The organism is Glaciimonas soli (genome assembly GCF_009497155.1).
In the GTDB taxonomy this organism is placed as follows: Bacteria; Pseudomonadota; Gammaproteobacteria; order Burkholderiales; family Burkholderiaceae_D; genus Glaciimonas; species Glaciimonas soli.
Genome location: NZ_WINI01000009.1, coordinates 137,616 through 161,327, shown reverse-complemented (window position 1 = coordinate 161,327; position 23,712 = coordinate 137,616). Strand labels below are relative to the sequence as shown.

Sequence of the window (23,712 nt, the reverse complement as noted above, 5' to 3'; positions counted from 1 at the left end):
GCAATGACGAAGTCCAAAAATGTTTTGGTGACTGGGGCCGGCGGGCCCTCTGGCAAGGCTGCGATGCAAGCGCTCAAGAATAAGGGTTTCCGCGTGATCGCAGTCGATATGGTTCCTGTCGATCATTGCGCAGATGTTTTTGTCCGAGTGCTGCCGGCACTCGATCCGGCATTCGCAGAGCAGTTAGATGAATTGTTCTGCACTTACGAAATAGCCTGGTTTTTCCCCACTGTACAAGAAGAGCTGGTCTTAGTTGCCGAGCGTGCGGCCATGTATCGCAGTCGTGGCATCGCCGTCTATATGGCTAGTCCGGCAGCAGTGGCAATTTGTAACGACAAATGGCTCACTGCGCAAAGTCTGATGGCGGCAGGTGTCGCCGTTCCCAACAGTGCTATCGGTGATCCTGGTTCGGCAGAAGTCATGCCCTTGGGTTTCCCTTGTATTTCCAAACCCAGGATAGGCCGCGGCGGGCGTCAGGTAGTCGTGCATGACGGGCCTCATACCGAATGTGTCGGCAACAATCTGGTGTGGCAAGAATTCATGCCGGGTACGGAATATGATGTATTACTGATGATTCAGCCGAATCAACCGATGAGGACTATGGTGGCCACCGTTTTCGAAAAAACATCGTTGCGCGAGGGGCGTACCGGCAACGCGCTGGAGGTGGTACGGGTAAGCGTTCCTGATGTGTGCGAGCTCGCGTTGTCTGCGGTCAAAGCGCTGAATCTTGTTGGCCCGCTGGATATGGATATCCGGCGCGATAGCAATGGTGTCGCCCATATCCTTGAGATTAACGCGCGCATAGGCGCCAATACGCAGAAGGCACCGGAAATTTTCGACGCTTTGGTAGAACTTTACGAAAAGGGAGATCTCGGCGGATGACGGACTTATTCCTTTCTCCTTTATTGCTGTTCGGTGCCGTCACTTTTTATTTCGGTTTGGTATCACTCGTTTATTTTCCTCTGGCATTTTCATATCCGCTCTGGGAGCGGCGGCTCATGAGCCGCGCCAACGCTGTTAAGTACGCACCGCGTGTAAGCGTATTGGTACCTGCTTATAACGAAGAGCGGACGATAGTTCTCAGTGTGCAGTCAATACTGGATTCCGATTACCCCGATTTTGAGGTAATCGTTGTCAACGATGGATCGACCGATGCAACGGCTAGTGAACTTCGCCCCTTCATTAGCGACGGAAAAATTCGCTATTGCGCCAAAAAAAATGGCGGTAAAGCTTCGGCGCTCAATGTAGGGATTGGGCTTGCCACCGGTGACATCATCCTGTTTTCGGATGCCGATTCCCTGTTTGAAAAAAACACGATCCGAAATGGTGTGGCGTACTTTGCCGACCCGAGGATAGGTGCACTCAGCGGCAATGACACACCACTGAATCCTAAGGGGTTGCTGCAAAAAATGCTGGTTGTGACTTCTCATATAGGAACTGGTTTCGTGCGCAGGGCGCTTTCCATGGCGCAGATATTGCCCATCATTCCTGGCAATCTAGGCATGGTACGAACCAAAATCCTGCGCGCAATCGGCGGCTTCCGTGAAGTATGGGGGGAAGACCTGGAAATCACTTTTCGGCTGCATCGTTACGGCGTTCGCATCGTGTATGGGGCTAGTACCAAGGTGCTGGCAGAATGCCCGCACACCCTGCGCGGTCTGTGGAAACAAAGAGTACGTTGGATCAGAAGCTATCTCGGCATCATGCGCATGCACCATGACATGATCGGGCGCCGGAAATTCGGTAGATTCGGCTGTTACCTGTTGTTTAACTTATTTAGCATGGTGGTTATTCCGTTACTGTTAGCGGTCAATCTGCCACTGTTGCCGATCGCATTGCACGCCGGCTTGATTCATGCGCAGAACATGGAATGGATCGCTTACCTTGGATTCGGGTCTTTGCTCACTGCAGCCGTGACCGCGATCTTGTTAGACAAGTCACCGCATGACTTGATTTATTTGCCGTATACCCTGGTTTTGCTCCCTTTGAGTTATTTTTACACCGCCGTGGTGATTTATTCGATTTGGGCAGAAACGCGCGCGCACTCACAAAACTGGAACAAACTGGAGCGAAGAAACCTGAACGCGCCCGATGCGCTGGACGATCCTTGGAGGCGCAGGTTGTTGTTGGGTAGCGCTACGGTAGCAGGCATCACGGTAGCGAGCGCCGTAATGCAAGTTGATGCAGGCGACTTTAGTGAGATCGGGGAATTGTTTGAGTCCGGAAAACCCGTCGGCGGCAACCTTACCGTTTCTATCCACTTTTCCGATTGGACCAGTTGGGACCAAGCGCTTCAGTCATTCCTCCAGCCGATCGAATCCAGGCACGTCAATCGGGTTGCCGTCTCCGCAGGGCGGCCCGATTGGACATTCTACAAATGGAAGGGACGGGAACAATGGTGGAGTCCCGATCAGCAAGAGGCCGACGCCGACATACTGGGAGAGACGATTGCGACGCTGACAGAGCGGGGGTACGAGACGATTGCGACGCTGGACGTGCTGGCACCCCGATACTTGCAATTAAACCCACATTTTGCAGCGCTTGATATCAACGGCAAACAGAGCAAAGAGGTGGTGTGCTCCACTTGTCTCGCAAACGGAGAATATGGCGAATTGCTCGACGCTGCATTCTACGCACTTGCCACTAAAATTGAGGTAGACTCGATTTGCATTACGGAAATGTTTTACGATGTTCAGTGCTATGACGATCGTTGCCTTGATTCGTTCAAAGAGGCGTCCGGGCGCAAAGATTGGCCGCGCCATTTCAACGGACGGATAGATCGTTGGCACCCCGCTATCGGCAATTGGCGCTCGGAACAAGTAGCCAGAACAATCGCCAGACTTTCCGGAATGGCACGAACCTATGGCAAGCATCTATTGATGGATGTCAGAGTGAGCCGTGATGAGATGGCGCGTAACAGTAGTGAAAATGGCCAGGATTATCGTTTGTTGCTACCGTTGGTAGATCAGCTCGTGGTGTGGGATTACTTTGCCGTTGACCGATTGTCGCCCAGGGTCGCAGGCAAGGTCGCCAAATACCTGAGCAACAATTTTGGCGCGAACCGCTATTGGCACTCAATCGGGTTGTGGAACGATAAGGGAGGATCTATCGACGCTGAGCAGATGACGCATGCCATACGTGCAGCCCGTAGAGGCGGCAGCGATAATATTTGGATTACACCGGGCATGTATCTTACCGCTTCGCACTGGCAGGCTTTGGCGAAGCTTAAGCTAGGAAAAGATTATTCAGATTCAATTTGACGTCGCTTCGAGTCGGTATTGTCAATGAGCGCCGTAGATGTCCATTCAGAATTCTTGTGGAATGTAAAGTTACCTTGACACAGTAGTTTCTTTGATAAAGGACGCATAAATGAGTCTCAAAGCAAAGGGGAATATGTTGTCTTGTGGCGCAATTCTGGCCTGCCTGGCAATATCCGCGTCAGCGTCGGAAATCGACGCTGCCTCACCGCCCAAGGAAATGACTTATGCAGAAAGGGCCGACCACGAAATTCAACTTTTCCACTGGAATAAGGCTCTGCAAATTTACCGCGACGAACTGACCAAGAACGAGAAAAATGCGGATGCATGGCGTGGTATTGGCCGGATACTTCGCTGGGAAGGACATCTCGAAGAATCGCGGCAAGCTTATGAAAAAGCGGCAGCATTGGAACCGGACGATCCTGATGCGGCCTTGGGAATCGTCAATACCTACCGCTTGAACCACGATTTCAAACAAGCTGCAGCCGGCTATGCCGATGCCCAGCAACGCTGGCCCAAAGATGGGGATGTGCAGCAGGCCGCCGATGAGTTTGCTGCCGAGAGCAGTCCGCGGGTTTTTGCCCAATATGAAAGAGATCTTGCCTTTCGCACCGAGACTTTCGGTGCTGGCACTCCGCTGTTATCGAATAATGACATTCAGGTGGTACACGTCAATGACGAAAGCCTGGGAGTGTATGTTCGAAAAGATGATGATGCCATCTTCACGCATTTTTTCGGTCTGAATAATTTTCTGGAGTTCAGGTATAGAAGATCCAACTACACCTATTCTGCTCCGGCGACGGATTTTTCGGACATCGACTGGTTCAACGAGTACCGTTTGCGGTACACGTTTCCCATCACTCCCGAGCAAGTGGGGACTGTGACCTACACCTACCGCCCGACCACTCTGCTGACGACCCAGCAAACCTATAACTCGACCAAACTGGAGCTAGAACTTCATTCACAGTGGACGCCGCGTTTTGCAACGTTGGTGGGCGCAGGGGAATTGCGGGATCTGAATGACAATCCCACGACGGTCAATGATCTTCGCACCACAAGCCTGGTGAAAGCAGGGGTAGAGTATATGGTGACGCAACGACTCCAGACAACTGCCACCTACATCACCAACCCCGATCTGGATAACTCCATCCACAGCAAAACCCTGTTTTTGTTGAGCTATCAATGGCGAGATGACTTGTCTTCTCTGTTCCGTTATCGTTACGACGACTACAAGGATGGCGTTAATCAACGGATTGCTTCTTTGGCGTTGCGTTATACGCCGACTCCGCACATTTGGGCCGAAGTGGGCATCCTGACCGCCAGTCGTGCGGGCCGCAGCGGAGTCTATCCGGAAGGCACGCTCATCTATAAGTTTTGATTGGGATGGCCAGACAGGGCACACTTTTCAATAATGTGCCCTGTCTGGCAGGACCGATTAAGGTGTCGACCTGCGTCGATAGAAAATTGCTTGGTCGTCGTAATGTCTAACGACGAATTTGATTTTATCGTTGGAAAAAATGGAGCATAGCCGCTGTAAACCAGCGTAGTCATCACGCCTTAGTCGGGATCTGCAGGCGAGATACCGATTTTTGACAACGCATCCAAACTGGGCACAAAATAGATCGCCGAGGAAAGCGCAGTCGCAAAGTCGAGCAGCTTGTCCGTTTTGGAAACGCCATCGGCACCTACGCCGTACATCTGTTTAAGCATTCCCATGGTGACTGTAATATCGTTGCAAAAACCGACAAACATGATGCCCGCTTCTTTTGCGTTGCCGTAATTGGCGTTTCTGCGCACGATATCTATTTCTTCGCCGTTACGTCTGAACTGATTTCTGCCAACGTGAGAATCTTCCGGCAACGGTGATAGTTGGTGGCTTCCGGCTTTGGTCCTGCCCCAAACGTTTTCGGCCTGATGAACCGACAAACTCCTTAATTTTTCAACATCCATGCGCCATTTCTGAATCATCACGGTCGATCCGCCCGCACCTTTTTCGCCGTCAGGAATAATAGCGACGCTGTTGGCACGAAACGGGTTTGGATTCGCAACGCCATCTGCAAAACCGTCAAATGTCACATTATTATGATAAGGAAAACAAATCTGTTCACTGACAAGATCAGCAAAAGGAAGCAGCAACGACACCACTTTGCTCATGCTGTCATAAAGTGTCGCCGCGTTTGACTGTGTGATCCAGACCCAAATATCCTGTTGGGTCGCCGGGGCGATCATACCGTTGGTGCCGACCACATCTTTATCGAAAGAGCACAGATTGTCCGGGGCGTTCGCAGGATAAACCTGCCGCCATAGCTCAGGCTTAAATCCCAGAACAATATTGGCAGAACCTCCTGTCAATTGGTGATGTTGGTTGAGTGCTGGATCTGCAATGCCGGTTATTTCCGACTCCCACAGTTTGCCTAACGTTTTGAAAAATTCCTTACTGTCGGCATGCTCTTTCAACGTAAACTGCAAATGCACTTCATCGCGCGCTACGACTGAAAGCATGGTCTGCGGGGTTGCCATATTCATTTGCTCCTGTCTCTATTTATTGTTAAGTAAATTGATACGGACGCACAGGCGTGATTTCTGCGGGAATTTCTCGGCCGCAAATTTCTAGAATCGAACGTTCAATTGTTCGGGTAAGTACGTCGAGTGCCAGGGCGTTTGGCGCCAGACTGAACGGTTCCGCAACTTCGTTCGCAATCGCCTCCAGCGCAATGAGCGTATAGGCGATGAAAACACAAACAAGCGGTGTAAAAATTTCTGTCGAGTCAACCAGGCCAAACGGAAGCAACATGCAATAGGCGTATACCGTACGATGCAGCAACACACTGTACGAAAAAGGAATAGGTGTTGAAGCAATCCGCTCACAGCCGCCAACACTTCTTTCCAGATCGTTGATTTGCGTATCCAGCATCCAGCGTGTCATATCGGACTTTAGCGGCACGCCATTAGGGGCTGCCAGGTAACTACGCATGTCATTAAGAATCGCGATGGGTTTATAGACTTTGTGAGCGAGTTCCTTCGCCCGTTGTTCCCCGAGAAGGCGTACCAGATCCTCGGTTGCATCGGTTTCGCGCAATTGATGCTTGAGTGCATAGATGGACGCAATCAGCGTATTGGCGACATGAGCACGCCCCATCTCATCGACACTTTCGGGCAAGTAGCTCAGTACTTGCGACATTAGCGTACGCGAAGAAACCAGCATATTTCCCCACAGAAGTCGTCCCTCTGTGAACCGAGCATAGCTGGCATTGTTTCGAAATACGAGGAAAATGGCCAGAGTCAGGCCGAATAACGTGAAAGGCGCCGCGCTTAGCGGAATTTTTTCTCCAAAAACACGGCCATGCGTCAGCACCGCCAAACTGCTCAACACTCCCATGAAAATCAGTTGGGGGATGATAGATTGCAGCACTGAACCATTCCATACAAAAAGCATACGGAACCAGCTTTGCATTGGTCTTACAATCATAATGTTCAAATACCTAAAGTTGTCTCTCTTCGAGAACGTGAAATTTTACCTTGGAATATGCGGTATTGCATGGCGAAGTAGGGAAATCTGACTAGCTATCACACAAATTAATCAGTTGCTTCCACCGGGAAAAGTGGGCTAGAACGGAAGATGGAAATCGAATGGAACCCGTAACAGTCAGGCGCATTGCGGGATAATTTCATTTAGGTTGCGCTGTATGCAGCATGAAGTTATGCATACTCCTCCGAATATCTTTCCTTCAAATTGGCAGCCAGAATTTGGCGCAATTGGCGCTCTATTGCCGGATATTTATTGGGGAGCCAAACGTGAAATTTTCCGTCGCTGCTCTGAATCGTCAGCGAGTAAGCTTTGCGCCAAATATTCAGCATCGGCGATAGCGTAACCTTTGCAATATTTGGGAACAGAAATTCCCTTTTCTGCCATGGAAAATAACCATAACAAGTCCAGATATCGCCTTCAATTTTCATGAGCGGTGTTCTCTTTTGGTAGAGCACAAGAAAAATCAATGCCATGTAAAAAATGCCGATGATGATCCAAATCCAAACGGTGCCATCTTTGTCGTGCAGCGAAACAAATTGCATTAAAAAAATTGATATTATGAGTAGCGGCGAGAGCGGGGTTTTCGTTCTTCTTGGGATATCTATTTTCAGCAAATCAGTGTTTTTCTTGATGTTCAATAGCTGATCCGATATGACATCTGCCTGTTCTCTGGAAATCAACTCTCACTCCTGTTTGCGATAGGTGAGTGCAAGTTTATCAAATATTTTATTGCAATTGCGCAATTAATCATTCGATCAGATAGCCTCGATGCCGTGGCAATAAGTGCATGTGCAAGGACGCCCCGGATACTTTCCGGGGCAACAGCAAAGTAACATTTATCGCCGTATCCTGATTTGGCTATGCAAGAATTTTTCAATGATCGTTGCAAAATACGGTGGGCATTCCTGCATCGGATAGTGGCCGCAATTTGGAATCGTCAGTAATTCAGCGTTCGGATACCAGGCGAGGAATGTGTTCTTCATCGCATCCTCGTCGAGTCCAGGATCTCTCTCCGCGATAACGATAAGATAAGGCATTTCCAATCCCCGAACATCATTCACAAAGTTGGTCTTTGTGAGCATATTCAGATACCCCAAACGGCATGCGGGAGCCACGGTTTCCCGATTCTGACGCAACTTCGCGTTGGCCCACTGATCAGAAAGTCCACCGCTAACATACTTGATCAGCCGACGAAAGTTATCGTCGCTTTCGCCTGTGCTGGCAAAAAAGTTCAACGCTTCGTCGTTCATTTGATTTCCTGCGGCCGAAATCGGGCAAACCGCGACGACACTCTTGATGCGAGAGGGCGCATCTGCCGCGATGCGTTGCACCGCCATGCCAGTCATCGAGTGACCCATCAAGTGAAAGTGTTGCCATCCCAGACTGTCAGCCAGCTTCAGGCAATCGGCGGCAATTTCCTGAACGGTGTAATTGCCGGTGATATGAAAGGATTTTCCATATCCACGAAGATCTGCAAACACATAGGTAAACATCGCGCCGTCGAGATAGGGGATCACGGAGTCATAGCTAGTATGGTCGCCGAGCCAGTCGTGCAAGACCAGTACGCATTCAGGCCCAGTTCCGTGTTGGGTATAACCGAGCCCTTCAATTACAGGCTGGATGGAAGCATTGTTTGGGTTCATTTTAAGAGTTCCTTTTTGAAGTGGGAAAACCAAAAAGAAACGCCCTTGCGGCGAACCGCAAGGGCGTTTTAAGAACGTTTTGATAGTATCGGGGCAGATGCCGATTGTCAACGCAAAGCTGATTGTGATTGTTCTATGGTGATAGGCTACTACAGCTACTTTGGCTAACGATAGCCCTTTACTAATTCCAGGGGACGGGACCGATTCCGTTATTTCGGCCATTTAACGTAGCCTTGTTTAGCCTGGATTTCGGTTAAATCGCCATCCTCTGGCATCAGAACCACCAGTGATGTACGCTATAACCGTTGCCATGTATTGCCTATGGCTATTCACAGGTAAGCAATATGGAAAAGACAGCTTTTGTATTCGCCGGTGGTGGCAGTCTTGGTGCAATTGAAGCCGGCATGTTGCGTGAGTTGATTATTTCCGGCGTGCGCGCGGATTTTCTGGTTGGCGCATCTGCCGGAGCGATTAATAGCGTGTTTTTCGCCTATCAGCCGGATGCGACCGGGTCGTTACGTCTGGAGTCCTTGTGGCGCGGCATTCGTCGTCCGCAAATATTGCCCTGGTCGATAATGTCGCTCTTTGGTGCATTTCGAGGCAATGGTAATCACCTGGTCAGTTCCGTAAAATTGCGCGCACTTCTTTTCGAACACTTTGGCAGCCGCACTCTGGAAGAAGTCGATCTCCCTGTATATGTGGTGGCGACTGAAATGAAAACCGGCAACGAGATTGTCATTTCTTCCGGTTCAGCGGTCGAGGCAGTATTGGCCAGCACGGCCATCCCTGGTGTTTTCCCACCTGTCTCTTTGGACGGAAATATGTTGATTGATGGCGGTGTTGCCAATAACACGCCTATCTCTACCGCGATACGACTTGGTGCAACACGCGTCATCGTGCTTGCCACCGGTTATACCTGTGCTGAACGACGTCAACCCAAAGGGGCGCTTGAGCACGCCATGAGCGCACTCAACTTGCTGGTTGCGCGTCAATTGATATCCGATCTGGAGCGCTGGTCAGCGCATGCTGCGATAGCTGTGGTCACACCGTTATGTCCGCTGGATGTGTCGCCCTATGACTATAGTCAGTGCGGTATGCTGATAGATCGTGCTGCGGCAGAAACGCGCCGTTGGCTGGATGCCGGCTGTCTGAATGATCGTCATATCCCAACTGCACTGAGACCACATTCACACCGAGGTGGGTATTCGATTGGGTCGACGGACGGCGATATGATGTAGAGTCAGCGTGATCGGACGCTGACCAAAGTTGTAGACATTCATTCAATAAAAGCCGAGCCGAACCGCGGCACTAACCATACTGATTTTGCTGAGCAATACACCAGTGCAATTGACTGGCGGTTGTAGCAATATTTCCGCCCATCCAGGCATCTGATCCTGGCGTTTTGAAGGCACTTAAATTCACAATCATCATTAATAGTAATGATGGCGAACATACTCTTCATAGATTTCATCGGCGATCCAGACTGCGATGATTGAGAACGGAATCAGTAGAAGAAGTATTGTTACTATTTCCATAAAATTAAAACACCCTTCGATGAGTCCTCATTTCAATGAACCCACGTTCAGTCTAGGAAGTTCTACCGGGATTACAAGCAAATATTTGTATCTTTTATTCGTATGCGCGAGATGATTTTTTCATAATGATTATTTGCGTCACAACACATGCCCAAGGAACAGTAACGCATAACCTAACGCTGCTGCGATACCAAGAGACGGGATTGCATAAAGATGAAAACTTAACCAGGCTTTACGGTCGCCAGTCATGCGTAATGCAATCAAGTTTGCCAGCGAGCCGATCATGAACCCGAATCCACCGACGTTCACGCCGTAGGCAATTACGCGCCAATTGTCTGAGTATTCGGCCAGCGCAATCGCTGCTGGCACATTGCTGATGATCTGTGATGCGGCGATTCCGGTCAGATATAAATGGCTGGCTTGTTCGAGCCCCAAACTATGCATGCATTCACGCACAAAGTTCAGGCTTGCGAACAGCCGCAAGTCAATGAACATCAATATGAAGATCAACAGCAGACCCCAGTCGAGTTGCAGTAACACGGGCGGTCGCAGGACAAGAAGAATAGCTAGCACCACAATTACTGCCCAGTCTGCATGATGCATGTTGGTAGCAAGTAAAAACGGCAGGTAGAGGGCGAGTGACACGAAGAGCAGGGTGCGATCCAGCGGGGCTTGCTGTTCCTGGTCGCTGACCTGAATCGGTTGTTTGCGGAACACGCATACCGTCAGTACTAACAGAGCGATCATCAGCATCGCCACGAGTGGCAGCATGTGTACAACAAACTCGCCAAACGACACCTTAGCGAGCTGCCATAGAAACAGATTTTGTGGATTGCCAATTGGCGTTAACGCAGATCCTGCATTCACGGCCAGAGCCTCGAATACGATCAAGCGCGTGGCGGGCATGTTCGCGATACGACACACGCCCAGAGTAAGCGGCACCACGACGAATAATGCAACGTCGTTAGTCAGCACCGTGGATAGCAGTGCGGCAGTCATCACCAGGCACAGCGCGGTAGAGCGCTCGGTTGCCATGAAACCGATCAACTGGTGACCAAGCCGGTGCATGATACCGCTGACTTCAAGTCCTTTAGTCAGTGCCAGCAGGCCAGTCAATGCCGCAATCGTCGGCCAGTCGACTAATGTTGGATAGCTGCCGATTTTTCCCGGCGCGATGAAACTAAGCAGCACTAGAGCGGCGAGCAATATCAAGAAAAAGCTATCCTTGCGCAAGCCATGTAGTAACGTAATCAGTGGATGCGGGGTACGATGTGCTGATGAAGTAATGTTGTCGATTGTATTTGCGCCGGTAAATTTAAGTTCGTCGTATTGCAGCATTAATTTTATCTTCACCGGCGCTTTAAGTTCAATGTTTTATTTCTTCCGCAGCGGAATATCTTCATACATCCAAGCCAGTGCAAACGCCAATGCGATCATGCACCCGGCGACCAGATACACGGCATGAAGCGCTCCGCCGAACGCCTGCAGATAGTCATCTCGCAACACGTCAGGTAATTGATGCACTATCGCGGGGCTGAATCCGTGTGGCAGTTCTGTGCCCGGTTGTATCAGTGCTTCCAGTCGGGCGTGGAATCCTTGCGTGAACATTGCGCCAAATGCAGCGACGCCGACTGAGCCACCAATTGAACGGAACATCGTCGCGCCCGATGTGGCGACGCCCATGTGTTTGAACTCCACACTGTTTTGCACCGCGAGTATCAACACTTGCATCACCATCCCGAGCCCGGCGCCGAGCAGTCCCATATACAAATACATCACGTGAATTGGTGAGGAATTCTGCAAAGTGGAAAGCAAGAACATCGCGATACAGGCGAGCAAAGTACCCAAAATCGGGAAGAAGCGATATTTTCCAATTTTGCTGATGATGCGGCCGCTGATGATAGATGTGACTAACAAACCACCCATCATCGGCAGCAATTGCATACCGGCTTCTGATGGCGTCGAATTTTTGACGACCTGAAGATAGAGCGGTAGGAACGTCATTGATCCGAACAGCGACACGCCGATGATGAAACCAATCAGGCAACTCAGCAAAAAGGTACGTTGTTTAAACAGATGGAGCGGGATGATAGGTTCGGCTGCCTGACGTTCTTCATAAATAAAGCCGCAGATCGACACCAGGCCGATCGCCAGCGTGAACCAAAGCTGTGGCGACGACCACGGCAGAACAGTGCCGCCCTGGCTGGTAAACAGAATGATGCAGGTCAGCGCCGATGCGAGAAAAGCCGCGCCCATATAATCGATTTCATGTTTCACGCGCACGACGTGCGGTTTGAACACTGCGCCGATCACCAATAATGCAGCGATGCCAAGCGGCAGGTTGATGTAGAAAATCCAGCGCCAGGACAAATGTTCAACCATAAAGCCGCCGATCAGTGGGCCGACCACCGTTGCCAGGCCGAACACGCCGCCAAACATACCTTGATAGCGACCACGCTCAGCAGGCGGAATAATATCGCCGATAGCCGCCATTGTGACTACCAGCAGACCGCCGCCGCCGAGTCCCTGTAGCGCGCGCAATGCAACGAGTTGCGTCATATTCTGTGCCATGCCGCACAAAGCCGATCCCAGCAAAAACAGCACGATTGCCGTTTGCAGCACAATCTTGCGACCGAACAGATCGCCGAATTTTCCATACAATGGCACCACGATGGTCGATGCCAGCAGATAGGCTGTTACCACCCATGACAAACTTTCCAGACCGCCGAGGTCGCTGACGATGGTTGGCAAGGCGGTTGAAACGATGGTCTGGTCAAGTGCGGCCAGTAACATCACGAGCAGCAGCGCCGAGAATATCAGGCGAATCGGCGGGCGAGTTTGCGCCTGATCATGCGATTCATGCGAATGTGCATGCGCGGTGTCGGCATCTGCAATGCGTGCAGAAATACCTGGGGAAGTGTCAGCGGTCATAAGATGTAATGGGCGAACTTAAGAAAATAGGTGGTTGTTCTCCGTTTGCCCTCAGACAAGTTTAGCGCGAGCGGAGTTGTGTTTTGTGTAATTTCGGCGGGTTGAAATTAATTAAACGATCGTTTAATATATGTGAAATCCCTTGAGTAGTCAAATGGTCAAACCAAAGATGGCAAAGAGTAAATCTGTTGTACCCACGGCGTTAGTTTTGAAGAAGACAACGGCGGCGTCACGTTCGACCGCTAAGCGGCCAGGACGTCCGACGGGCAGCGCACGCGGTCCCGAACAGCGCAACCTGCTTCTCGATACGGCCTTAGTTTTGTTCGCGCGGCAAGGAATCGCAGACACCACGATGGCCGCTATTGCGCGCGAAGCGAAGGTAACGCCGGCAATGGTTAACTATTACTTTAAGAGCCGTGATCAGTTGATCGACGATCTGATCGAGGAACGTTTTCTGCCGGTGCGGGCAGCGATGGGCGGCGTGTTCGAAGCGCATGCAGATGATCCGATGGCAGCCATCACCGAATTGGCGCAACGCTTCGTCGATGTAGCGACAGCCTATCCGTGGTTTGCACCGCTATGGGTGCGTGGAGTTATTACGCATGACAACATACTCAAACAGCGGATGCATGAACGCGTCGGCGATAAGCATCATAAGGCCGTGTTGATATGCATCAGGCAATGGCAACGAAAAGGGCTGATGAATGCTGAGTTGGAGCCGTCGCTATTATTTATGTCGTTGCTTGGACTGACAATATTACCGCTCGCTACCATCATGACGCGACAAATTGGCTCAAAGGATCATCCAGTGGATGCCAAAGTAATTGCACGGCATGCGATTGCTTTACTAGTGCATGGGGTGGGGCCGCAAAAATAAAATGGAATTACTCAATGATGACGGCGTGCTCCATCTGTTCCCATTCTTGCCAGTTGATCGTTCGTCCGGGGAATGCCGTCGCTTTGAATGGCCATGCTTTTTGTAGCCAATCCTGAATATTTACCAAAATTAGTTGATCGAGATTTCCAGTATTCTCTATTGAGCTCACCCAGAAAAACACCTGCGCATCGTATAAAGATTTACGCAGATCATTTTCTATTCTCGACTTTATGGGCTTTATGTAGACGCATCCTAAATAGCGCTCTCCATCCAAGCTACGGATTGCATACGCAAAGGCTTTGCGATCCACAAATTCTTTTTCATGTCGTGTTACGTCAGCCAGATTCTCAGTGAGCGTCATTTGCGGGCTCGGCCATGCATTGTTTGGTCCAAATACATAGCGAATGTCGTTTGGGCTTGCTACTACTGCAGCGAAGTCTTGATCGGTGAATTTTGGCGATAAAACTTCTAAGACGAATTGGTCGAAGTGTTGTACTGACGGCGCTGCAAAGTCATCGGGAATAAAGGGCATTTGATGATCACAATAAAAAATAATGGAACGCTAAAAATATGTCGTGCAACTCTGCTTGTTATGGTTTCGTCTTCTTTCTGAGAGAGCCAAAATTTAGGTAAATTGCTCGCTGCGGACATCACTTGGCTATTGTCTTTTCTCATCCATGCATCTTACGGTCGGAATCAGCAATTGCAAAAGATTTCGAATAGTTTTTAAAAAATACTGGCATGTTGATTTGCTTAATGTGTCCATGCGCCGGCAATACGGTGTGGCGCAGAGTTTGATCATTAGATAGTTTGAGTTGCGTAACAAGCTGTGTTTTGTGGAAAATTAATCGTCGCAATAGTTGATTTTTGTAACTAGTCACCTATACTCGCTCTTGTTGGCGAGTAGTATTAAACGGAGCAACAATGGGGCGAGGCGCAATGCATGCCGGACGTACATTGACTCTGATTGAATCGGATAGCTCGCTTTGTTTTCTCTCTCCCGTAGGAGTGCAGCATTATTCTGTAGTCTTTGAAATGGTTATTTAGGTCTTGAACCTATCAGCAATGCACAACCCTGCCTTGAACACTGAACCTCTGACAACATGAATGATTTAACGCCGCTAAAGCCAATTCCTTCCTTGATATCAGTCGCTATTGGGCTGATCATTTGGTTTGTCATTCCTGTTCCTGAAGGCGTCACGCCGTATGCATGGCATCTGTTGGCGCTGTTTGTGGCGACCATTGCTGCGATTATCGGTAAAGCTATGCCGATTGGTGCAGTGTCCATTATTGCTATTGCTCTGGTGGCGATAACTCAGGTAACCAATCCGGGCAACCCTGCCGCTGCGCTGGATGATGCGCTCAGTGGATTTTCCAACCAGCTCATTTGGCTGATAGGGATTTCCATTATGATTTCGCTGAGCCTGACGAAGACCGGGCTGGGCGCGCGTATTGGCTATTATTTCATTTCCGTGTTTGGCAAGAAGACGCTGGGTATTGCCTACGCGCTGGCGCTGGCTGAAGTTACGCTGGCGCCCGTCACGCCAAGTAACACCGCACGTGGGGGCGGGATTATTCATCCCATTATGAAATCGATCGCCAACAGTTTTGACTCCAAGCCGGAGCCGGGATCAACGGAGAAAATTGGTCGATATTTAGCATTGGTGACGTATAACGTTAATCCGATAACGTCGGCGATGTTTATTACCGCTACAGCCCCTAATCCGCTGATTGTTAATCTGCTGCTTCAAGGTACCAACTCTACCTTTCGATTGACGTGGGCGATGTGGGCGACTGCAGCATTGGTGCCGGGTATTGTTTCGCTGTTAGTGATGCCGCTTGTCATCTTCAAGCTTTATCCTCCTACTATCAAAAATACGCCGGATGCGCCTCAGTTTGCCAAAAACAAACTGCAGGAACTGGGCGCTATATCGCTGGCAGAGAAAATCACGTTGGCAGTATTTGTCTTGCTACTTTTTCTGTGGGCAGGCATTCCTGCTTTCATTTTTGGCAGTGCATGGGAAGTTAATCCAACCACGGCCGCTTTCATTGGGCTGGCCATTTTGCTAGCAAGTGGCGTGCTCAGTTGGGATGATATTCTCAAACATAAAGGTGCATGGGACACGGTGGTATGGTTTGCCGCATTGGTGATGATGGCAGCCTATTTGGGGAAACTCGGGTTGGTTAGCTGGCTGTCACAGACCGTTGGTAATTCTATTGATCATCTTGGTATAGGCTGGGTCGGCGGAATGATCCTGCTGACGTTGGTGTATGTCTATTCGCACTATTTATTTGCCAGCACTACCGCACATATCACCGCAATGTTTGCTGCTTTCTACTCGGCGGGTCTGGTTTTAGGCGCACCTCCGGATCTGTTTGGCCTGGTGTTGGCATTTGCCTCGTCATTGATGATGTCGTTGACGCACTATGCGACTGGCACCGCACCAATTGTTTTTGGCTCTGGCTACACCACGCTGGGCGAATGGTGGAAAACCGGTTTGATCATTAGCATGGTGAACCTGCTGATCTGGAGTCTGGTCGGAGGCTTGTGGTGGAAGTACCTCGGATATTGGTGATTAACCTAAAAAAATGGAGCGCTCAAAGAACGCTCCGTACCGCAAAAATATCTGAATATTCTTAATATTTAATTTATTAAATCAGTTGTGAGTTCAACTCTTATTACCTCAACACGCGACACTGCCCATTATCACAACGCATGGCAATCGCATCACCGTTATCGCAAGAAACCGTATAAGACTCCAATCCCGGGCCTTTATTGGTGAGAATGGCTTGCGGTGTGCTTGCACAGGATTTGGCTTCAGGCAGGTGCTCGGCTTGATAAGAGTATTGGCCGATTTGTTCAGGTGGTAGCTTAGCGATGATCGCAGCTGGAATTTGTATCGTCGGTGGGGGCGCAGTAGCCGCCGCTACAGTAGTTGGAGTAGCGGTTACAGGCATTGCAGCAATCGGCGCTTGAGGAGCAAGCGCTGGCGCATGCTGGACATCGTCAAGCTGACCGTTGTAGACAATGGAGTCATCAACTAAATACAAAGTGCAATCAAGATTGGTATGTTTTTTGCAGTTGGCAATGGCCACTTCTTTGAGGTCGGTAGCGCCTCTGGCCGTAGCAAGAGATACGTATCCGCAATGTCCATCCTTTGATATGGCAAAGGCACGGGGTTTAGGCTGAGATCGTATGAACTCATACGATGATTGGCATGAGTTCGAGGAAAATGGGACTCTATCTGCCAGGTTTTGACCATTAGATAGTTGCGAAGCGATGTTTCCATTCATTAAAACCACAATATGGTCTGGATAGTCGTAAGCGGCGCCAGAACCCGTATCAACAGCGACGCCAACTAGGCCGCCGATCAAAATATTTCCGAACGCCATTGCTTTAGTGGTTGATTTCACCACTGCCGAGCCCGGTTTTACATTTGGCTTTTCACATGACACCGACAGATCGCCATAGGCTCTGTGAACCGTCACAGTTCCTGGCGTCGTTACATAAAAAACACCTTTGTCATTTTGTAGCTTGCAGCTGGCACCAATTACTTTTGCACCGCTATCACTGGCTTCAACCGACACAATCTGACTGGTGCCATTGACGATAGATGCACATCCCGAAAGAAGTGAAGAAACAATAATTACCGCAGCGATGAATGTTCTCTTTAAAAAAAGCTGACTCATTTACTTCTTTCATGGTGTAAGGGCGTTATCGGGGGAAAGCATGGACTTCGATCTGTTGCGCTAATGCAAACAATCGACGCAATTGGATAGGTCATTCTGCATGCGCAAACTCACAAAAATTGCCGAGGAAACAATGCAGTTTTCAAAACAGCAAGCAGTTTGCATTAGGCAACTTTTAAATGTAAAAAAAGTTTCAGGATGTTACTGATAGTTACAAATGTCGTTGCTATTAAGCATCGAAATTTGTTTAAAACAAATATTGATTTGTTTTTTTGAGGTATTTTGGCGAGCACAAATAACGACGGTAGGCCGCCGCTTGGTCGTGATTTGTATTGTGTTGAGTAATTAGTCTGCTGATCGCAGTTCAAGTCTGGCTTGAATCGCTTTTGACACTGAGCAGAAGGTAGGACGGCAACTGCTGACGTTGAATTGCCGCTTTCTTAAAGCCGCGCTTTTGTTGCCGAGTTATTGATCCCGCAATGCATGCAGATCAAGTTCACCCAGATTTTTAACTTGAATCGGTTGCGAAGGGCTGGCGATATTTTGTAATACCCAATTGTGGTGCGCAATAATCTGCTCAGCTTGCAAAAACGGCCTGTCTTTTGTCGTATGTGCATCTGCTACCAATATCGTCTCAAAGCCAAGAGACGCTGCGCGACGGACGGTAGTGTCAACACAGAACTCGGTGGCGTAACCTGTGATCAGCAAGCGCTTGATCTGCAGCTTTTCAAGAGACGACAGGAGCGGTGTTTCGTGAAATGCATCACTGGCAGTTTTCCGAATAATCTGATCACTATCGCAACGATGCACATCAGGATGCAATTGCCATCCCTCTGAGAACGGTTCAACGATAGTCCCGATTGCACTGTCGTGCTGGATAAAAATCACAGGAAAACCGTGATCCCGTGCGCTGCCCAATAACGCATTGATATTCTGTCTAACCTCTTGCCACCGATATGCTTCCGGCGGTGTGCTAATAAGTCCGAATTGAACGTCGATGACCAGAACAGCGGTGTTATTCATATTGATTCCAGTGTTGGTGTGCTTGACTGTGGATGTCATGATCCTACTCTACAAGCAGTATAAAAATCTAAATAGCAGAAGGATAAGGAAGCGAAAAGTCGACAGCATCCACCGATTTAATTGCGCTATTATTCTGCAACGCAAGCATCAAGACAGTCAGTTTTGAGATTTCATTTTATCTAATTAGTAAAAAAGCAGGAGACCGCATGTCGTACCCACCCAAAGTCGCCACCGCACTGGCCTTATTGGAAACCACAGGCATTTGGCGCAGCAACTACGCACCACTTTTGCATCGCCTGTTCTGGCGCGCCGGGATCACGATTCCACCACCGCATTTTGCCAGTTTCAAATTCAACTTTATATTTTTGGGGATCTGGTTTGGTGTTGTGTGCGGTCTGATGATGTGGTTTATGTTTTGGTCGAATCACGACAAATCCAGCTCCGAGTCCGCAGCCATTATTGGGACATCGCTGGCAGGTGTTTTATATGGCATGTTTATGGCGTTGTATTACCGTATCGGTGCACGTAAGCATGGTTTGCCATCGTGGTCTTCCATCAAAGCCGCATCATGAATCCGAACAAGGTTGATCGCAATCATCTTAACAAGCTGACCGATCTTCCAAATGTCGGTAAAGCCGGTGCTGAAGATTTACGGCTGATTGGTATTCATGAACCAAGCGACCTCGTAGGAAAAAATTCTTATGAGATGTATGAGAAGTTGTGCGAAAAAACAGGGATGCGTCACGATCCCTGTGTGCTGGATGTTTTTATATCGGTGACACGCTTCATGGCCGGAGAAGATGCGCGGCCCTGGTGGGCGTATACGGAAGAGCGACAACAAGTACTCAAACAGAAAGCAACGGGAAAATGAAAAACGAAATGAAATTCGGATACACCATTGTTTATGTCTCGTCAGTGCCAGCTACGCTCGCGTTTTATAAAGAAGCGTTTGGATTTGAAACACGTTTTCTGCACGACTCAAACGACTATGGAGAGCTTGAAACCGGTGCCACCGTGCTGGCTTTTGGTTCTCATACCATGGGTGACATGAATCTCAACGGACAGTATCAGAAAGTTAATCCCAACGCGGCACCGTTGGGTGTTGAGTTGGCATTCGTCACTGATGACGTCGCATCAGCTTATGCCAAAGCAGTCGCCGCCGGCGCGGAGCCTATCAATGAACCCGCTGACAAACCTTGGGGGCAAGTTGTGGCTTATGTCCGAGATAAGGATGGTTCGCTCATTGAGTTGTGTTCTCCTATGGGCGCATAACATGGTGACGTTACTTTTGATGTCTATTTATCGTTAGAACAACCACGCATATGGCATCATTTGTCGGTCAAAGAATATTGCTGCGTCCGCTACTCGCATCAGATGCAATTGCTCTGGTCGAAGCGGCTTCCGATGGTGAACTGTGGAATTTGCCTTTCACGGTAGTTCCGTCATCTGAAACTATTGATCGATACATCGGCACTGCGTTGGACGGTCAATCCGCCGGCACTGTGATGCCGTTTGTAATCGTAATTAGAGAGACCAGTCAGGTCGTCGGCTCTACTCGCTTTTGGAAAATCGACCGTCAAAACAGGAAACTGGAAATTGGCGGAACCTGGCTATCTGCTGCGTGGCAGGGCACTTATGTCAATACCGGGGCCAAGCTCCTCATGCTGCGCTACGCGTTTGAAGCACTCAATTGTGTGCGCGTACAACTCACAACCGACGAGACCAACCAGAAATCCCGCAACGCCATACTTCGTCTGGGAGCCAAGCAGGAGGGTATTGTGCGTAATGAACGCATTATGCCGGATGGTCGAAAGAGGAACTCTGTGCGCTTCAGTATCATTGATGATGAATGGCCTGATGTTCGCAGAAACCTTGAAGAGAAGCTTGTTAAATACGTGTGACGTACTTGCGCTGCATGACAATCAGCTTCACTTTACTCAAAAGGAATAGATGTGTCGAATGGCGATTTCGTCAGAAATGACAGGATAGATTTTCTGCGTGGAGGCGCTATTTCCTGCGTACTGATTTTGCACGCTATTGCATCTATCTTTGTTGAATGAGATAGTTTTTACGAAAGGGAACTGACACACGGATTCTATTGGTGAAACTACGAAATGCGAAATAATTTATATTAAAATTTTTCACGATTTTTTAGCTTTAATTCTCGTAATACCTCTTGCAAGCTTAATAGTCCGTCCGGATTCGAATTGTTTTTTTACGCGTTGCGTTTTATTAATCAATCTCCACAATCAGGAACCTCCATGAGCACACCATTAGTTGTACTAGCTCATCACTGCAAAACCGAAACACACACATCAAGTGTCTGAAGCCATCAACGCAGCGATAGCGCCTACACGTGCGGAGAGCGGATGCGATCGTTATGATCTTCTGTTGGATAACAACAATGACCATAGGTTTGTGCTGCACGCAGAATGGCAGAACAAAGCAGCGCTTGATGCGCATTTCACTACCGATCATTTCAATACATTGATTAAGCACCTTACGTGAGCTGGTTGAATTAAATAAAGTGGCTTGATGTTAGCCCGCAATTTTGCACGTTGCCAGTCATCGTGCATGGGAATTGAATCAGTGAGTAATCTCTTTTTATGATGAGTTGCGTTATGCAACTCGCTCACGATTGATGTTTAAGCCACTAAGGGGGTATGCAGTGCGTATGCCTGTTAACGAAAGCGACATCATCACAAGCCCAGAATAATCATAATGCCGACATTGCGTATGGGCTGGCGCACTGGGAATCGACGTAGAATTTGAAACTTATTTCCTGGATTTTGTTCATCCTCTTGAATAAGTAACAGATTGACGCCTCAGATCGTGCGACTCATCGCAATCGATCCGAGGAATCACCTTTACCGTATCAACACGACATCAAAAACTGACCGCCGATTTAATCGACTGAAGTGCTGCGCTATTTAAGGAAATATAGAAATTCTGTGGGGTTGTAGTACCCAAGGCATATATTTGGAGCGGTGTTCCATCTTTCGTTAATACCCCGCTATAAATTGCACCATTATTCTGATAGTAAACACGGTACTCGGTTGTAGCCGTATTCAAAACAGCGGTAGCGACCCATGCGCGAACGCCAGCCAATGTCACGATCTGGCCATCAGTTTGCTGATATGTTTTGCCGTCAGTGGCACTGGTGTGGGGAAAGAATCCTTCAAGCGTTCCAATGGCGCTCGAACAAGGCGTAATACTTGGTCCCGTTGTTGCTGGCGCAATGCAATCACCAACTTCAAGTGTGTCGCCAACGACTTGTCTTACCGCTTTTATATAGGCAGCCCCGGTTTGCCAATTCGCCTGGCGGTTGTATAGGGAATTACCGTTGATGGTGTTGGTTATAACGCCAAGGCCGCTATTGTCAAAAAGCTCAGGTGGCGAACTTGCAATTAATCCGGATAAGTTGCTCACTGTGTAGCTGGTGCCGAGTGTGGAATGGATGATGGTGACGCCATCCGTTGCAAAGTAATCTTCCTGAACATTATTGCCTTTGTAACTAATTTGCGCCTGTGCAGGCATTCCTAAAGAATAGATAGTTCCATTGACCATATATCTTGCAGCGGCCAATACTGGCAAAGGCAGTGTCTGTGCTGCCGTGGAGTTTGTCATTGTGAGTGGCTGTGTGCCATTGAGTGCAGATTGCGCGATGCTTGAATTTTGTGTGAAGAAAAAACTACTTGGAGTGATCGTAATCGCCCCGGTTGATGAAGAAGTAAAACTTAAACTATCGTCCAAATAGTGCAAGCCGCCATTTGCTGACAACGCCATACCTTCGTAATTTTTTTGCGCGGTACTCAAATTCGAAGCACTTGCATTTGCACCGGCAGCTGGAGTGCTACTGCTGCCACTACTGCCACCACCACAACCTGATAAAGCAAGGGCCAAAAAAGTAACTGCCAACGGATATTTTTTCACAAACAATCTTTCTTTTAATTATTAATATTGATGTAGGGGTTTTAAACAATAAAACAGCAAAGCATTGTATTTCTGTGTGGAAATTAGAGAGTGGGATTTTTGTTTCCGCCCTGATACATAACAAGCGATGTAGTGTTAAATCTAATGTATGTCTCAAATTGGAATTTTTCGAGCGAAAAAATGGCCGCGTGTACGGTAATCTTTCTTGAAAATTTTCAGGAAAGATTAATGCGGTGCATGCGTATTTGAGTGTATCGATGATGGATAACCAAGCGCACTTGTCGCTCGATTATCCCAAGTGCAGTTCCGGTTAGATCATTGCTCGGCCAGCTTGAACGACTCCAGCTCTGACGTATAACGTTCATTGCGAACGCCGCCATTTCCATAATATTCTTCGACCGACTTGACCCATCGTTTGATCTCCGGGACATACCAGAATGCTTTATAAGTACGGCCAGTTATTGGCGTGGCGCCAGTTTTTTGTATTTGTGTGACCATTGCGGTACTGCCTTGCATTACTTGTGCTCCCTGAACAACGTTTTGTGCAGGTTCCAATTCGGCATTCCATTTTCCTTCGGATTCGACTTTGAGCGCCTTAAATTTCCCTGCCGGCACTTCAATGGTTTCGTAGCCGACAACGGTGAATTTGTTGTCCCATTGTTCAAACCGATGCGCTTTATTGGGATGTTGCTCGGTAAATTGAAGATCCCAGGTTTTCCCTACGTTTAATGGAAATGCTAATGGTTTGTTGACCACTGTTTCCTTGCCATTGACATCGCGACGTCGGCTCCAGTCAGCGCCGACCACCACTTCAGATGGGGTTTGGGTTGAGCCGCTTTGTTTTACTGTGTAGTAAATGCTGGTGGGAGATGCATGCGAAACGGTGATTTCAGCATGGTTTTCTACCCATCCCGTTGGTCCTTTTTCAGTTGTGTTTTTATATACCCAACTATCGCCGGATTTCACTGACGGAGCGTCAACCGATTGCGCAAAGCTAGATAAGGAAAAGACTGCGCCAACTAGGGCAAAAGCGATATTTTTCACGGGGAAACATTTCTTTATGGTAATTTTTCATTTTATCCATTTTTATCAGATGCGTCACCTGGATGATTTACGAGTGTATGTTTTTGGATATGTGGCAATTTGGTTTATGCCTGGTGTGTTGGACGCGATAGCCTGTAGCGTTAAAGTATTGAAATAAAACGTTAAGAGCGAACTAAGAGCGAACTAAGAGCGAAGCTGAGAACGTGAAATGAAAACAATAGAAATGATGCCAATAAATTGGCAACACTTG

22 protein-coding genes are annotated in these 23,712 nt (G+C 48.6%); 11 read left to right on the top strand and 11 right to left on the bottom strand.

The genetic code is table 11. From position 1 onward, the window contains the following. The first annotated feature begins 3 nt into the window (after positions 1-3). The 3 genes from GEV47_RS17480 to GEV47_RS17470 all read left to right on the top strand — a co-directional run bounded on the left by GEV47_RS17480 (position 4) and on the right by GEV47_RS17470 (position 4,635). Positions 4-882: an ATP-grasp domain-containing protein gene (locus tag GEV47_RS17480; RefSeq protein WP_153236076.1), complete on the top strand. Its 879-nt coding sequence runs from the start codon at positions 4-6 to the stop codon at positions 880-882. Then, positions 879-3,260 carry a glycosyltransferase gene (locus GEV47_RS17475; RefSeq protein ID WP_153236075.1) on the top strand — a complete coding sequence of 794 codons (2,382 nt, stop codon included), beginning with the start codon at positions 879-881 and terminating at the stop codon, positions 3,258-3,260. Before GEV47_RS17480 ends, GEV47_RS17475 begins: the two co-directional genes overlap by 4 nt. A 109-nt stretch (positions 3,261-3,369) precedes the next feature. Then, positions 3,370-4,635, top strand: a complete 1,266-nt coding sequence (locus tag GEV47_RS17470) for a tetratricopeptide repeat protein (RefSeq protein ID WP_153236074.1) — start codon at positions 3,370-3,372, stop codon at positions 4,633-4,635. A gap of 179 nt (positions 4,636-4,814) precedes the next feature. Here GEV47_RS17470 and GEV47_RS17465 read toward each other — a convergent pair whose 3' ends face one another. The 4 genes from GEV47_RS17465 to GEV47_RS17450 form a co-directional block, all read right to left on the bottom strand. Beyond that, entirely contained in the window at positions 4,815-5,783 is a 969-nt protein-coding gene (locus GEV47_RS17465; protein WP_153236073.1) for a Dyp-type peroxidase, read from the bottom strand. Positions 5,784-5,805: 22 nt separating this feature from the next. Next, a complete protein-coding gene (locus GEV47_RS17460) occupies positions 5,806-6,726 on the bottom strand; it encodes a bestrophin family protein (RefSeq protein ID WP_153236072.1) in 921 nt (306 codons plus the stop codon). A gap of 230 nt (positions 6,727-6,956) precedes the next feature. Next, positions 6,957-7,466 carry a hypothetical protein gene (locus tag GEV47_RS17455; RefSeq protein ID WP_153236071.1) on the bottom strand — a complete coding sequence of 170 codons (510 nt, stop codon included), beginning with the start codon at positions 7,464-7,466 and terminating at the stop codon, positions 6,957-6,959. A gap of 156 nt (positions 7,467-7,622) precedes the next feature. Continuing rightward, positions 7,623-8,651: an alpha/beta fold hydrolase gene (locus GEV47_RS17450; protein ID WP_228124780.1), complete on the bottom strand. Its 1,029-nt coding sequence runs from the start codon at positions 8,649-8,651 to the stop codon at positions 7,623-7,625. Positions 8,652-8,773: 122 nt separating this feature from the next. On the opposite strand from GEV47_RS17450, the gene GEV47_RS17445 reads away from it, so the two are divergent. Continuing rightward, positions 8,774-9,667 carry a patatin-like phospholipase family protein gene (locus GEV47_RS17445; protein ID WP_153236070.1) on the top strand — a complete coding sequence of 298 codons (894 nt, stop codon included), beginning with the start codon at positions 8,774-8,776 and terminating at the stop codon, positions 9,665-9,667. 435 nt (positions 9,668-10,102) lie between these two features. On the opposite strand, the gene GEV47_RS17440 is transcribed toward GEV47_RS17445, so the two are convergent. Beyond that, positions 10,103-11,302, bottom strand: a complete 1,200-nt coding sequence (locus GEV47_RS17440) for an SLC13 family permease (RefSeq protein ID WP_153236069.1) — start codon at positions 11,300-11,302, stop codon at positions 10,103-10,105. A 36-nt stretch (positions 11,303-11,338) separates the two neighbouring features. Then, the gene (locus tag GEV47_RS17435; RefSeq protein WP_153236068.1) at positions 11,339-12,895 is read right to left on the bottom strand and encodes an MDR family MFS transporter; all 1,557 of its coding nucleotides are present in this window, start codon (positions 12,893-12,895) and stop codon (positions 11,339-11,341) included. Between the two features lie 208 nt (positions 12,896-13,103). Between GEV47_RS17435 and GEV47_RS17430 the strand changes: the two genes are divergently transcribed. Next, positions 13,104-13,772, top strand: a complete 669-nt coding sequence (locus GEV47_RS17430) for a TetR/AcrR family transcriptional regulator (protein ID WP_228124779.1) — start codon at positions 13,104-13,106, stop codon at positions 13,770-13,772. A gap of 7 nt (positions 13,773-13,779) precedes the next feature. Here the strand turns inward: GEV47_RS17430 and GEV47_RS17425 are convergent, their stop codons facing one another. Next, positions 13,780-14,304: a hypothetical protein gene (locus GEV47_RS17425; RefSeq protein WP_153236067.1), complete on the bottom strand. Its 525-nt coding sequence runs from the start codon at positions 14,302-14,304 to the stop codon at positions 13,780-13,782. A gap of 571 nt (positions 14,305-14,875) precedes the next feature. On the opposite strand from GEV47_RS17425, the gene GEV47_RS17420 reads away from it, so the two are divergent. Continuing rightward, entirely contained in the window at positions 14,876-16,348 is a 1,473-nt protein-coding gene (locus tag GEV47_RS17420) for a DASS family sodium-coupled anion symporter (protein WP_153236066.1), read from the top strand. A 103-nt stretch (positions 16,349-16,451) separates the two neighbouring features. Here the strand turns inward: GEV47_RS17420 and GEV47_RS19415 are convergent, their stop codons facing one another. Together GEV47_RS19415 and GEV47_RS17410 are read right to left on the bottom strand one after the other, a co-directional pair. Beyond that, entirely contained in the window at positions 16,452-17,462 is a 1,011-nt protein-coding gene (locus GEV47_RS19415; protein ID WP_194270702.1) for a hypothetical protein, read from the bottom strand. 465 nt (positions 17,463-17,927) lie between these two features. Then, positions 17,928-18,524: a cysteine hydrolase family protein gene (locus tag GEV47_RS17410; protein WP_153236065.1), complete on the bottom strand. Its 597-nt coding sequence runs from the start codon at positions 18,522-18,524 to the stop codon at positions 17,928-17,930. 167 nt (positions 18,525-18,691) lie between these two features. On the opposite strand from GEV47_RS17410, the gene GEV47_RS17405 reads away from it, so the two are divergent. The 5 genes from GEV47_RS17405 (at position 18,692) to GEV47_RS19880 (ending at position 20,993) form a co-directional block, all read left to right on the top strand. Continuing rightward, positions 18,692-19,057, top strand: coding sequence for a DUF6404 family protein (locus GEV47_RS17405; protein WP_153236064.1), 366 nt, complete (start codon positions 18,692-18,694; stop codon positions 19,055-19,057). Beyond that, positions 19,054-19,356 carry a helix-hairpin-helix domain-containing protein gene (locus GEV47_RS17400; RefSeq protein ID WP_153236063.1) on the top strand — a complete coding sequence of 101 codons (303 nt, stop codon included), beginning with the start codon at positions 19,054-19,056 and terminating at the stop codon, positions 19,354-19,356. The genes GEV47_RS17405 and GEV47_RS17400 overlap by 4 nt, the downstream gene beginning before the upstream one ends. Beyond that, the gene (locus GEV47_RS17395; RefSeq protein ID WP_322741691.1) at positions 19,353-19,757 is read left to right on the top strand and encodes a VOC family protein; all 405 of its coding nucleotides are present in this window, start codon (positions 19,353-19,355) and stop codon (positions 19,755-19,757) included. Before GEV47_RS17400 ends, GEV47_RS17395 begins: the two co-directional genes overlap by 4 nt. Before the next feature lie 50 nt (positions 19,758-19,807). Beyond that, positions 19,808-20,386 carry a GNAT family N-acetyltransferase gene (locus tag GEV47_RS17390; protein WP_153236062.1) on the top strand — a complete coding sequence of 193 codons (579 nt, stop codon included), beginning with the start codon at positions 19,808-19,810 and terminating at the stop codon, positions 20,384-20,386. Between the two features lie 388 nt (positions 20,387-20,774). Beyond that, positions 20,775-20,993 carry a putative quinol monooxygenase gene (locus GEV47_RS19880; protein ID WP_407646292.1) on the top strand — a complete coding sequence of 73 codons (219 nt, stop codon included), beginning with the start codon at positions 20,775-20,777 and terminating at the stop codon, positions 20,991-20,993. Positions 20,994-21,371: 378 nt separating this feature from the next. Here the strand turns inward: GEV47_RS19880 and GEV47_RS17380 are convergent, their stop codons facing one another. After that, on the bottom strand, positions 21,372-22,418 hold the full coding sequence (locus tag GEV47_RS17380; RefSeq protein WP_322741690.1) for a hypothetical protein: 1,047 nt from the start codon (positions 22,416-22,418) through the stop codon (positions 21,372-21,374). A gap of 315 nt (positions 22,419-22,733) precedes the next feature. Further along, positions 22,734-23,462 carry a DUF3108 domain-containing protein gene (locus GEV47_RS17375; protein WP_194270701.1) on the bottom strand — a complete coding sequence of 243 codons (729 nt, stop codon included), beginning with the start codon at positions 23,460-23,462 and terminating at the stop codon, positions 22,734-22,736. Positions 23,463-23,712 lie beyond the last annotated feature (250 nt).

Bases quoted from the DNA above. Each gene is read 5' to 3' on its own strand.
- GEV47_RS17470 (WP_153236074.1), top strand. From the start codon at position 3,370: ATGAGTCTCAAAGCAAAGGGGAATATGTTGTCTTGTGGCGCAATTCTG.
- GEV47_RS17395 (WP_322741691.1), top strand. From the start codon at position 19,353: ATGAAAAACGAAATGAAATTCGGATACACCATTGTTTATGTCTCGTCA.
- GEV47_RS17420 (WP_153236066.1), top strand. From the start codon at position 14,876: ATGAATGATTTAACGCCGCTAAAGCCAATTCCTTCCTTGATATCAGTC.
- GEV47_RS17460 (WP_153236072.1), bottom strand. From the start codon at position 6,726: ATGATTGTAAGACCAATGCAAAGCTGGTTCCGTATGCTTTTTGTATGG.
- GEV47_RS17425 (WP_153236067.1), bottom strand. From the start codon at position 14,304: ATGCCCTTTATTCCCGATGACTTTGCAGCGCCGTCAGTACAACACTTC.
- GEV47_RS17440 (WP_153236069.1), bottom strand. From the start codon at position 11,302: ATGCTGCAATACGACGAACTTAAATTTACCGGCGCAAATACAATCGAC.
- GEV47_RS17435 (WP_153236068.1), bottom strand. From the start codon at position 12,895: ATGACCGCTGACACTTCCCCAGGTATTTCTGCACGCATTGCAGATGCC.
- GEV47_RS17480 (WP_153236076.1), top strand. From the start codon at position 4: ATGACGAAGTCCAAAAATGTTTTGGTGACTGGGGCCGGCGGGCCCTCT.
- GEV47_RS17410 (WP_153236065.1), bottom strand. From the start codon at position 18,524: ATGACATCCACAGTCAAGCACACCAACACTGGAATCAATATGAATAAC.
- GEV47_RS17400 (WP_153236063.1), top strand. From the start codon at position 19,054: ATGAATCCGAACAAGGTTGATCGCAATCATCTTAACAAGCTGACCGAT.
- GEV47_RS17405 (WP_153236064.1), top strand. From the start codon at position 18,692: ATGTCGTACCCACCCAAAGTCGCCACCGCACTGGCCTTATTGGAAACC.
- GEV47_RS17445 (WP_153236070.1), top strand. From the start codon at position 8,774: ATGGAAAAGACAGCTTTTGTATTCGCCGGTGGTGGCAGTCTTGGTGCA.
- GEV47_RS17450 (WP_228124780.1), bottom strand. From the start codon at position 8,651: ATGGCCGAAATAACGGAATCGGTCCCGTCCCCTGGAATTAGTAAAGGG.
- GEV47_RS17475 (WP_153236075.1), top strand. From the start codon at position 879: ATGACGGACTTATTCCTTTCTCCTTTATTGCTGTTCGGTGCCGTCACT.
- GEV47_RS17390 (WP_153236062.1), top strand. From the start codon at position 19,808: ATGGCATCATTTGTCGGTCAAAGAATATTGCTGCGTCCGCTACTCGCA.
- GEV47_RS19415 (WP_194270702.1), bottom strand. From the start codon at position 17,462: ATGAGTCAGCTTTTTTTAAAGAGAACATTCATCGCTGCGGTAATTATT.
- GEV47_RS17465 (WP_153236073.1), bottom strand. From the start codon at position 5,783: ATGAATATGGCAACCCCGCAGACCATGCTTTCAGTCGTAGCGCGCGAT.